Origin of the sequence: Stenotrophomonas maltophilia group sp. Smal17 (assembly GCF_030237045.1) — a bacterium.
In the GTDB taxonomy this organism is placed as follows: Bacteria; Pseudomonadota; Gammaproteobacteria; order Xanthomonadales; family Xanthomonadaceae; genus Stenotrophomonas; species Stenotrophomonas forensis.
In genome coordinates this window covers 3,696-14,415 of sequence record NZ_JASJSU010000108.1, presented here as the reverse complement: position 1 = coordinate 14,415, position 10,720 = coordinate 3,696, and the positions used below count along the sequence as shown (strand labels likewise).

General features: G+C 68.1%; 10 protein-coding genes. 2 read left to right on the top strand and 8 right to left on the bottom strand.

Going from position 1 to position 10,720, the window contains the following annotated elements; all coding sequences use genetic code 11:
* Positions 1-307: 307 nt before the first annotated feature.
* Genes QRO93_RS19115 through ttcA form a run of 3 tightly spaced genes read right to left on the bottom strand, consistent with a single transcriptional unit; the run spans position 308 to position 3,009 of the window.
* Positions 308-1,087 carry a M48 family metallopeptidase gene (locus QRO93_RS19115; protein ID WP_180878563.1) on the bottom strand — a complete coding sequence of 260 codons (780 nt, stop codon included), beginning with the start codon at positions 1,085-1,087 and terminating at the stop codon, positions 308-310.
* 59 nt (positions 1,088-1,146) lie between these two features.
* Entirely contained in the window at positions 1,147-2,052 is a 906-nt protein-coding gene (locus QRO93_RS19110; RefSeq protein WP_005411825.1) for a recombination-associated protein RdgC, read from the bottom strand.
* Between the two features lie 36 nt (positions 2,053-2,088).
* Positions 2,089-3,009, bottom strand: coding sequence for a tRNA 2-thiocytidine(32) synthetase TtcA (ttcA, locus tag QRO93_RS19105; protein WP_053511296.1), 921 nt, complete (start codon positions 3,007-3,009; stop codon positions 2,089-2,091).
* 91 nt (positions 3,010-3,100) lie between these two features.
* Between ttcA and QRO93_RS19100 the strand changes: the two genes are divergently transcribed.
* Complete coding sequence (locus tag QRO93_RS19100; protein WP_180878562.1) at positions 3,101-3,304, top strand: YdcH family protein; 204 nt, start codon at positions 3,101-3,103, stop codon at positions 3,302-3,304.
* Between the two features lie 85 nt (positions 3,305-3,389).
* Here QRO93_RS19100 and plsB read toward each other — a convergent pair whose 3' ends face one another.
* The 5 genes from plsB to QRO93_RS19075 form a co-directional block, all read right to left on the bottom strand.
* Positions 3,390-6,026: a glycerol-3-phosphate 1-O-acyltransferase PlsB gene (plsB, locus tag QRO93_RS19095; protein ID WP_053448401.1), complete on the bottom strand. Its 2,637-nt coding sequence runs from the start codon at positions 6,024-6,026 to the stop codon at positions 3,390-3,392.
* Positions 6,026-6,979 carry a hypothetical protein gene (locus QRO93_RS19090; protein ID WP_053448400.1) on the bottom strand — a complete coding sequence of 318 codons (954 nt, stop codon included), beginning with the start codon at positions 6,977-6,979 and terminating at the stop codon, positions 6,026-6,028. Before QRO93_RS19090 ends, plsB begins: the two co-directional genes overlap by 1 nt.
* Positions 6,980-7,259: 280 nt before the next feature.
* Positions 7,260-8,081, bottom strand: coding sequence for a trypsin-like serine protease (locus tag QRO93_RS19085; protein WP_180878561.1), 822 nt, complete (start codon positions 8,079-8,081; stop codon positions 7,260-7,262).
* Positions 8,082-8,300: 219 nt separating this feature from the next.
* Positions 8,301-9,026 carry an orotidine-5'-phosphate decarboxylase gene (gene pyrF, locus QRO93_RS19080; RefSeq protein ID WP_164087307.1) on the bottom strand — a complete coding sequence of 242 codons (726 nt, stop codon included), beginning with the start codon at positions 9,024-9,026 and terminating at the stop codon, positions 8,301-8,303.
* The gene (locus QRO93_RS19075; RefSeq protein WP_180878560.1) at positions 9,023-9,946 is read right to left on the bottom strand and encodes a 5'-nucleotidase, lipoprotein e(P4) family; all 924 of its coding nucleotides are present in this window, start codon (positions 9,944-9,946) and stop codon (positions 9,023-9,025) included. The genes pyrF and QRO93_RS19075 overlap by 4 nt, the downstream gene beginning before the upstream one ends.
* Before the next feature lie 100 nt (positions 9,947-10,046).
* On the opposite strand from QRO93_RS19075, the gene QRO93_RS19070 reads away from it, so the two are divergent.
* Positions 10,047-10,700, top strand: a complete 654-nt coding sequence (locus QRO93_RS19070; RefSeq protein WP_180878559.1) for a YceH family protein — start codon at positions 10,047-10,049, stop codon at positions 10,698-10,700.
* Positions 10,701-10,720: the final 20 nt, after the last annotated feature.

Below are 10,720 nucleotides of genomic sequence, written 5' to 3'. Positions count from 1 at the left end.
GGACGCTGCAAGTACGTCCCTGTAAGCTCGATGGCGCCATCCATGGCGCCAACGCCCCTGCATGGCTCACCCGCCCGGCCTCAGACAGTTTCCGTGCGTGCCGAGCCACGGAAGAAAGAAAGAAGAGCAGGAGCCGGTCGCGCGCTCTTCTGTAGAGCCGAAGGTAGCGGCAGGAGCCGCTGCCAACGTCGCTTGCGACGGCCCGAAGGGTGCCGGTCAGGACGACCGGCATCGCCATGCTCGGCTGCTCTTCAACGTGATGACTGGAACCCCGCGCTGCGCGCGTTAGCCGTGCATCGGCTCGGCTCTACAACAGCTGGCGTAGCATCGCCTTCAGGCGTCGCCCTTCCAGTTGGAAATAGTCGCGCTGTTCGCGCCAGGCGGGGAAGCGCTGTTCCACTTCATGCCAGAACGCGGGCGAGTGGTTCGGCTGGATCAGGTGGCAGAGTTCGTGCACCAGCACGTACTCGAACGCGTCGGATCGGCCCAGCACCAGCGCAAGGTCCAGCGCCATGCTGCCGTCCGGCGCCAGCGAGCCCCACTGCGAGGACATCACCTTCAACCGCAGGCGGCTGGGTGCGCGTGGCAGGGTGGGCAGGTACTTCGGCAGCCAGCGGCCGACGTCGGCGCGGGTCTGTGCTTCGTAGAACTCGCGCAGCAGGCGGCGCAGGGTGGCATCGCCGCCACGGCTCGGCCATTGCACGCAGGCGCCGTGCTCGTCGATCTCCAGGCGCGCATAGCGACCTTCCTGCCAGCGCAGCGGCAACAGTTCGCCGCGCAACGGCAGCACACCGTCTTCGCCGGGCTGCAGCGGCGCCGGCAGGCCGTGCCCCTGGTACTGGCGCAGCTGCAGCGCCAGCCAGTCGCGGTGCTGTTCCAGGAAGCGTTCGCCCATCACCAGGCTTGCCCGCGGCGGCAGGGTCAGGCGCGCGCCGCGCTCGTCCACGCTCAGTTTGATGCGCCGCGCACGCGGGTCGCGCACGCGCAGCACCTCGATCTCGGCATCCTCCAGGCGCAGGCGGACAGTGTCACGCTGCACGGTGGCGGGCGGAGCGGGGGAGATCAGGCGGCGCAACAGGCGGCTCATGGCGCCAGCATAGCGCCGCTTCGGGCCGCTGGATGACCGGCGGCCCACGCAGTGCCTGTTCAGTCAGCCTTGCTGAGCTTGAAGGCTTCTTCCAGCAACAGGAACAGGCGGCGGATCTCGGCGCTCTGCAGGGCGAAGCGGGCGTCGAATTCGGCGCGGCGGCCGTCTTCGTCGGCATGTTCCAGCTGGTCCAGGGCGCCGTCGAGGAACTTCAGCTTGCGCACGATCAGGTCGTCGCCGATCACGAACGACAGGTTGTCTTCGAAGATCAGCGCCAGCTTGGTCACCTGCTTGCCGGCGTCCAGGTGCTTGTCGATTTCGTCGCAGCGCAGTTCCTGGTGCTGGCACTTGACCACCGCACCGCCCTCCACCGGGTCCTTCATCTCGCACTCTTCGCCCAGGCTCAGCCCGGTCGGCAGCGGCTCGCCGGCAATCCAGCCGGTCAGGATCGAGCGCGGCGCGACTTCGGCGTTCAGCGGCATCGCCGGGAAGCTGCCGAGCAGGCCACGGATGTCGGACATGAAGTATTCGCCGGTCTTGCGGCTGGAGGTATCCACCGCGACATAACCGTGCTGCAGGTCGATGAAGGCGTCATTGCGCGAAGACTTCACAAAGGCGCGCGGCAGCAGTTCATGCAGCAGGTCGTCCTTCATGCGCTTGCGCTCGCGCCCGCCCGGGCGACGGCCTTCCTTTTCCTCGATCTCCTCCAGCTTGCGCTCGAGCAGGTCGTTGACCACCGCCGCCGGCAGGATCTTGTCCTCACCGCCCACGGTCAGCCACAGATGTTCGGCGATGCGGTGGGAGAGCAGTTCCTTCTCCTCGCGGCCGAACGGCGAGATGAAGCCGCGCGAATTCATTTCCAGCGCGCCGACCGGCTTCAGCAGGGCGTGCGGCAGCAGGGTGTCGACTTCGGAAAAATCGGTGGTGGTCGGGAAACGGAAGAACGTCAGGTTGCGAAAGAACATGGAATTCCGGATGGCAAAGAGGAAGGGCGACCGACCTTAAACGGTGGGCGTCTCGGGATCTGCGTCGGCGTCGGCCGGGGAGCCGGCCAGCCAGGCATGGGCGTCGGGCAGCGGCGCGTCGTCGCGACGGCCCAGCGCCATGAAGTCGAACAGGGTGGTATCGGCCAGCTGCGAGGGCCGCACTTCGCCCATGGCACGCGCGATCTGCTCGATGCGGCCCGGGTGGTCCTTCTCCCATTGCCTGAGCATCAGGCCGACCTGGCGGCGCTGCAGGTTCTCCTGGCTGCCGCACAGGTTGCAGGGAATGATCGGGAACTGGCGCGCCTGCGCGTAGTCGACGATGTCGCTCTCGCGCACGTACGCCAGCGGCCGGATCACCACGTGCCTGCCGTCGTCGCTGCGCAGCTTCGGCGGCATGCCCGACAGCTTGGCGTGGTGGAACAGGTTCATGAAGAACGTGGCCACCATGTCGTCGCGGTGATGGCCCAGCGCGATCTTGGTGAAGCCGTGGGTCTCGGCGTAGTTGTACAGCGCGCCACGACGCAGGCGCGAGCACAGCGAACACATGGTCTTGCCTTCCGGAATGACCCGGCTGACCACCGAATAGGTGTCCTGCTCGATGATGTGGTACGGCACGCCCAGCCCGGCCAGGTACTCCGGCAGCACGTGCTCGGGGAAGTCCGGCTGCTTCTGGTCCAGGTTCACCGCCACCAGCTCGAACGGCACCGGCGCCTTCTTCTGCAGCTGCAGCAGTACGTCCAGCAGGGTGTAGCTGTCCTTGCCGCCGGACAGGCAGACCATGACCTTGTCGCCGGCCTCGATCATGCCGAAGTCGGCAATCGCCTCGCCCACCTGGCGGCGCAGGCGCTTGGCCAGCTTGTGCTGCTCGCGCTCGGCCACGCGCGGATCGCGGGCGGCGCGGGGCGGGGGGTCGGGAAGGGAGATCACGGCACTCATGGGCTCCATTCTAACGGCTCGGAGCCGCCGCGGCCGGGCCGCGGGGCTCCCCTCTCCCGGCAGTCATCATCGCTGTGTATGCTCGGAGGCTGTGGACACCTACAGCCCCGCCGAGATCGTCGAGCACCTCGCCGCCCTGCGCGCCGAGCACCGCCTGCTGGATGAACAGATCACCCGCATGGCCGCCAACGGCGAGGACGAGCTGGAGTCCAAGCGCCTGAAGCGTCGCAAGCTGCGGCTGAAGGACTGCATCGCCAAACTGGAAAGCCTGCAGATTCCCGACGAACCGGCCTGACGCCGGGTTCGGGTGGGTGCCAACCTTGGTTGGCACGACTGGAATGTGTGTGGACCAAGGTCCACACCCACCACAAGGATTCAGTTCAATCCTGCGGCGCAGCCTCGTCCGGGCGTGCCGCTTCCGGGCTGACCCGCTCGATGGTGTGGCGCAGCTCGCGGCCGAGGATGAACTTGGCATCCTTGGCCCAGGCATCCAGGCGTTCGTCGAACAGCAGCTTGCTGTTCTCGTCCGGCCACACCAGGCGCAGTTCGCGCAGCTTCTGGATGAAGCCGCGGAACAGGGACTTGTCGAAGAACTCCGGTGCCGCCGGTGCATACAGCAGGCTCAGCCGCTGCGCCGCCTGCTGGCACAGGCTTTCCAGCTCGGCCGCGCCAAGGACGCCGGGGCCGTTCTTCACCAGCACCGAAATGGCGATGTAGTAGCGCTCGAACGCCTGCTGCAGCGAATGGCCGATCGCACGCAGGCGGAACACCTCGTCGGTCTGCCCGGTGTTGCGCGCCAGGATGCCGCCGTCGTCATCGTTGACGTTCTGCAGCAGGCCTTCGCGCACGAACACATCGATGGTCCGGTCGATACGCTGGGCGAACTCGTCCTCGCTCCACGGCAGGAACAGCTCGGCCTGCAGGAACGGGTACACCGTGCGGCCCAGCTGGACCAGCCCGGTACGGCTCATGCGGCGGTTGTTCTGGAAGCAGCAGGCCACCCACGAGGAGGCGGTGAACAGGTGCACCACGTTGTTGCGGAAGTAGCTCAGCAGCACCGCGGTATCGCCGCTGACGCTGAGCACGTCGCCCAGCGGGTGCTTGATGCGGGTGAGGACGTTGATTTCCTCGGCGTGGGCGATGATCCGCTCCGGCGAGTGCGGAGTCACCGTCACCCGGTCCGAATACGGCATCTCGACCAGCAGGGTCTTGCACAGTTCGATCTGCGCGATCAGGTCGGCCTCGCCCATCGCATGCTTGGGCGTGGACAGCAGGGCCAGCGCCAGCAGGTTGATCGGGTTGACGTCGGCGGCGCCATTGATGCGCACCTGGATGCGCTCGGCCAGCGTGTCCACCGTGGTCGACAGCCAGGCCGGCTTCTCGTCCTCGGAGACCGCCTCCCCCTTCCACTCCGGCGCCTTCTCGGCCAGCACATCGTTCAGCGCGATCGGCTCGCCGAAGTTCACCACCACCTGGCCATAGTTCTGCTTGAGCACCTTGGGGATGCCCCACAGCAGCGACCAGATCGATTCCTTTTCCTTCGGCCGGCCGGACAGTTCGTCCAGGTAGCTGCCGCCTTCCATCAGTTTCTCGTAGCCGATGTAGATGGGCTGGAACAGCACCGGCTTGCGCGGCTGGCGCAGGAACGCGCGCAGCGTCATCGAGATCATGCCGCCCTTGGGCTGCAGCAGGCGCCCGGTACGCGAGCGGCCGCCTTCGACGAAGTACTCCAGCGAGTAGCCACCGGCCACCAGCTGCGCGACGTATTCGCTGAGCACCGCCGAGTACAGCGCGTTGCCACGGATCGAGCGGCGGATGAAGAACGCGCCCCCCTTGCGCAGCAGGGTGCCGACCACGGGCAGGTTCAGGTTGATGCCGGCCACGATGTGCGGCGGCACGATGCCACGGTCGTACAGCAGGTAGGACAGCAGCAGGTAGTCCATGTGGCTGCGGTGGCTGGGCACGTACACCACTTCGTGGCCCGGCGCGGCCGCCTTGAACTTGTCCAGGTGATGCACCAGCACGCCCGCATAGATGCGGTTCCACACGTGGCTGAGCATGAAGCTGGCCGAGCGCACCACCGGGCTGGAATAGTCCGCGGCGATTTCCCAGGCGTAGGCGTGCGCCTTCTTCCAGGCATCGGCCGGCTTCGAATTGTCGCGCTTGGCCTGCGCGGCGATCGCCTCGCGCACCGGTTCGGCCGCCAGCACCTGGTCGACCAGCAGGCGCCGCGTCGACAGGTCGGGGCCGATCACCGATTCACGGATGCGGCGGAAATGGGTGCGCAGCACGCGCTGCAGCTTGCGCACCGTGCGCTCCGGCTCCAGGCCTTCGTCCACGGTGCTGCGCAGCGAGATCGGCGGGGCGAAGCGGACGATGGTGCTGCGGCCGTTGAGCAGCACCGCCAGCAGGCGGCGGAAGCGGCCGACCAGTGCCCAGTTTTCCGAGAACAGCACGGCGAACCAGCCGCTCTGCTTGTCCGGCGCGCGGCCGACGAAGATCGACACCGGCACCAGGTGCACGTCCAGGTCATCGCGCACGCGATGTGCCTGCAGCACCTTGGCCAGCGAATCGGAGTGGGTCTTGGCGCCACGCTGCTCGGGGATCAGCGAATTGCTGGAGCTGCGTCGCGACAGCGCCAGGTAGGCGCGCTTGCGGCCGGTCGGGTCACCGGCCAGCGGCACCAGCGGCGACGGCAGCCCGGCCTGGCGGCAGGCCTTGTCCAGGATCAGCGCATTCGACAGGCCGTAGTCTTCCAGCACATACATGACCGGGCGGCCATCGTTGTACTGGCCGGGGTCTTCCGGTTCGATCTTCAGCGACAGCCACGGCTCGACCAGGCGACCGAGCAGGCGCGCCCACAGCGGGCGGCGGCCGGCCGAACGCGCGTGCGCGGGCGGCGGTACCGGGTTCGGGCCGGTACCGGTCGAGGGGGACGCCGGCACCGTATCGGCGGGCGTCGACGGGGATTCTTCGCCGGGGAACGGCAGCGGGTTCTGTTTCGACATCGGCGCCATTATGGCTTAGGCGGTGGCGTTGCCGCTTCCCCGCCCTCGGCGGGTACTTCGGCCGGGGCCGGCGCCGCGTCGGCACGGGCCGCGTCGGCCTTGCGCAACAGCGCGTCGGTGTCGGCCAGGGTGCGGGTCAGGTACCAGTGGCCCTCGCGCCGGCTCAGCGGCAGCTGCAGGCTCATCTCGCGGCCCGCCAGGTCGTAGTGCAGGCGCACCAGCGCGTTGTCACCTTCCACCGACAGCAGTTCGCCTCGCACACTGCGCAGGGCTTCATCCACGCCCAGCCCGTAGCTGCCCAGCACGGCCTTGAGGGTATGGATGAACGGTGCCAGCTGCTGCAGGCTGCCTTCCATGCCCGCGGCCTGCAGGCCGGCCTCGTCATCGAAGCCGACCTTGCCGGCGGCGCCGACCAGCGCGGCGATGGTGCTGCGCGCACGGGCGCGGTCGCTGATCGGTGCGCCCTGTGCCCAGACCGCCAGGGTCTCGACCAGGGCGATGTAGTGCGCCTGCTGACCGGGAGTGTAGCCCTTCTGGTGGCGCAGGTACTGCACGCCGAAGTTGCCCATCGACTGTGCGGCCTGCCGCACCGCACCGGCCTGGCCGGCCAGCTGGCGGTCGAAGCTGCGCTGCAGTTCGGTGCTGGCATTGGGCTTGCGCAGGGCGGCCAGCATCGGCAGCAGCTGGTCACCCAACGGCAGCTCGGTCAGCGGCCACTGGCTGTGGCCCTCGGTCCAGGCCTGCTGCAGGCGCTGGTACTGGCTGGGCGGCACCGACAGCCTGGCGTAACCGACCAGATCGTCTTCGGCCAGCCGCAACGCCATCGCCTGCACCGCAGCCACCGGCTCGGCCGCCGGCTTGACCGGGGCGTTGCCAGACTCGCGGCACGCCGCCACGGCCAGCAGCAGCATGGCCGCCAGCCCCCATCCACGCGCAGACCTTCCTCGCACCGCCACGCTCATGCATTCGGACTCCCCGGACCGGTCCGCATCTTGCGGCCTGCGACGTGACAGCGGCAAGCCGGGCCGTCACCGTTTCCGCCAACGGCGATACAAGTGATTGAAAACCATAAAAAAAGAGCCGGGATCACGGGGATCACAGGCTCTTCAAGCCGGCACGGGGCCGGAGGACAGTGTTGTGGCACATGTCCGGTCCAGGGACCGGATGGCGGCGATCCTACGCTGCCCTGCAAGTTAAGGCAACACTTCACGTAATACGATATATCTATTTGATTTTATTGAATCAATCACGCTGCCAGACAGCCTCAATGAAATCTACGGCGTGTTTTTCGGCGATTCGGGCATAAACGCCGGGATAGCCGGCCAGCGCGCAGCCCTCGCCCCAGCTGACCACGCCGAACTGGGTCCAGCCCTCGCGCAGTCGCAGCAGCAGCGGACCGCCGGAATCGCCCTGGCAGCTGTCGATGCCCTCGCGGCCGGCACAGATCACCTTGCCGCTCGACAGCTCACCGCCGTAGGCCTGCTGGCATTCGTTGAACGGTACGAACGGCACCTGCACCGTCTGCAGCTGGGTGGGATAGACCCGGCCATCGCCGATGTCGGTGTCGCCCCAGCCGATCACGGTGAACTCGCGGCCCGGCTTGAGATAGCTCGCATCGGGCCGCAGCCGCAGGGCGACCGGCTGCGCTTCGGCCAGCGGCGCGCTGAGCTGGATCAGGGCGACGTCGTGCTCCATCGAATTGCCGCTGTTGAAGGCGGGATGGACGTGGATCGCCTTGACGTTGGAGCTGCGCGACGCGGTCTCTGTGGAGAGCGTGGTCTGTCCTCCCAGTACCGCCAGGCCGGTCGGTTGTTCGCCCTGCAGGCAGTGGGCGGCGGTGAGTACCCACGAAGGAGAAATGAGCGTTCCGCCGCAGAAATGGCGGTCATGGTCCGAGTCGCCGTCGAGGACGCCCTGGATGCTGACCATGAACGGGTACTCGCCCGGTTGGGCGGCTTCGCCGCCGATGATGCGCGGTACCTCACGCGCCTGCGGTGCGGCGATGACGGGTGCGGCGGACGCGGCCAACAGCAGGCCGATGAACAAAGAGGTGCTGCGATACATGATCCCTGTACTCCTCTATCGATGGTTGGAACCGGCGCGGCCGCGGTCCGTGCCGGTGCATCGATTGGGAAGCAGTGATGGCGTCCACAGGGCGAACGCGCGCACAGTTTCCACGCCTTGCGCTGTCTGCGTCAGTGGTGGCCGCACAAATGCGAACGCCATCGCGCACGGGTCGCGATGGCGTTCATGGTGCCGGCGTGACCGGCGTTCTCCGCTGGCTCAGCGCGCAGCCAGAGCCGACGCGATTTCCTGCTGGATCGCCCGCGCCGCGGCCTGCGGATCCGCTGCCAGGCGGATCGGACGGCCGACCACGATCGCATCGGCGCCATCGGCAAAGGCCTGGGCCACGCCCACGGTACGCTTCTGGTCATCGCCGACCGGGCCGCCGGGTCGGATGCCCGGGCAGACAATCGAGAACCCGGCACCGGTGGCGGCACGGATCGGCGCAGCTTCCTGGCCCGAGGCGATCACGCCATCGATGCCCGCCGCCTGCGCCGCCAGCGCGCGCTCGACCACCACGTCCACCGGCTCGCGGTCGATGCCCATCTGCGCCAGGTCCGGGCGGCCCATCGAAGTCAGCACGGTCACCGCCAGCAGGCGCATGTCGCTGCTGTTGGCGGCCGCGCAGGCCTCCATCATTGCCGGATGCCAGCCATGGATGGTCGCGTAGCTGACCGGCCACTGCGACAACCGCTTGATCACCGCCGCAGCGGTGGCCGGGATGTCGAAAAACTTCAGGTCGACAAACACCCGCTTGTCGCGCCGGGCCAGTTCGTCGAGCACCTGGAAGTACTCGCCGGAGGCCAGCAGCTCCATGCCGATCTTGTAGAACGCCACGCTGTCGCCGAGGCGATCCACCCACTCCAGTGCCTGCACGCGGTCGGGCACGTCCAGCGCGAAGATCAGGCGCTCGTCATCGCGCAGCGGCAGCGGCGCGCGGCTCACGGTGCGTAGTCCAGCGCGGCGCGCTTGGCGTCGTGGCGGGCCTGGCGCGACTGGCTGTAGTCATTGTTGAACTGCGCCGGCTCGAAGCCGCCGTAGGTCGGGTTCGGCAGCATCCACCAACGCTCGCCGAACCAGTCGTGGTACTGCTGCAGCAGCGCGTCACGGCCGTCGTTGGTGTTGGCGGTCACTTCCACGAAGTCACCCAGCTGGTCGCCGAACTGCATCAGCACGCGGTACTGCTGCCCGGCCAGGCGGCGGCGGCAGTTCTTCTCGCTGCCGTTCTGCTCGCAGCCCGGCACCACGGTGCCCAGGCCGAGGAACACGCTGTCGTCGGCCACCGGCAGGCCCTGCTCGCGCAGGTTGGCCAGGGTCGCGTCCTTCAGGTGCACGGCGCGGTTGGAGATGTACAGCAGGGTCACGCCCTTGGCGTTGGCGGCCTTGGCGAAATCGACCACGCCGGGAATGGCCTTGGCCTTCTTCTCGGCCACCCACTGGTCCCAGGTCAGCTCGTCGTACTCCTTGCCGTCGCGCACCAGGCGCGCCTGGTAGGGCGAGTTGTCCAGCACGGTCTCATCCACGTCCAGTACCACGGCCGGCTTCAGGCCCTTGGCCTCGTTGCCGCGCTCCTCCGGCACCAGTGCGTCCCAGTGGGCTTCCTTCAGCGCTGCGTCCAGGTGGTCGGCGGCGGCACGGTAGGTCTGCTCGGTGATCGCTTTGTATTCCTGCGCGCGCTGCATCCACAGCACGGCATTGAGATTGTCGTTGGCGGTGGCATCAAGCGCACCCTCCGCCTTGGCAGCGGCGGCCGGGGACTCCGGGGCAGCGGCTTCGGCGGCAGGCGCATCCACGCGCTTGCAGGCAGACAGGCCCAGCGCCGCGGTGGCGAGCAGGGTCAGGGACAGGGAAACGGGACGACGCATGGGTTCACCGGCAATCAGATATACCGGCGCATTTTACCGGCAAAGCCGCCGCCGGGACGGCTATGCTTGGCGGTTGACCCGTTGCCCTTCCGGAGGCGCCATGACCGATTCCGCCCAGACCCCCGACGTTCCCCTGCTCGACGCCGTGCAGGCCCGCCTGCTGGGCTGCCTGGTGGAAAAGGAGGCGACCACCCCGGACACCTACCCGCTGACGGTCAATGCCGCGCAGTCGGCCGCCAACCAGAAGACCGCCCGCGAGCCGGTGATGAACGTCGATGCCGGCAGCGTGCAGCACGCCCTGCGCCAGCTGGAGACACTGGGCCTGGCCCGCCAGCACTTCTCCTCACGGGCCGACCGCTACGAGCACCGCCTGCAGGCCGCGCTGGACCTGACCCGGCAGCAGACCGTGCTGCTGGCGCTGCTGCTGCTGCGCGGGCCGCAGACCCTGGGCGAGCTGATCTCGCGCGGCGAGCGCCTGCACCGCTTCGCCGACACCGACGAAGCCCGACACGCCATCGAGCGCCTGCAGCAGCGCGCACTGCTGGTGGTGCTGCCGCGCGCCAGCGGCCAGCGCGAAGACCGCTACATGCACCTGCTGTGTGGCGAAGTGGACGGCGCAGCGCTGGCGGCCAAGTACGCCAGCAGCGGCGGTGGCGGCGAGGCCACCGACCCGGGCCTGGCCGAGCGCGTGGCCCAGCTGGAAGCGGCCGTGGCCGAACTGCAGGCGCAGCTGGCCGAACTGCGCGGCACTTGAGGGGGTGGGTGCCGACCCTT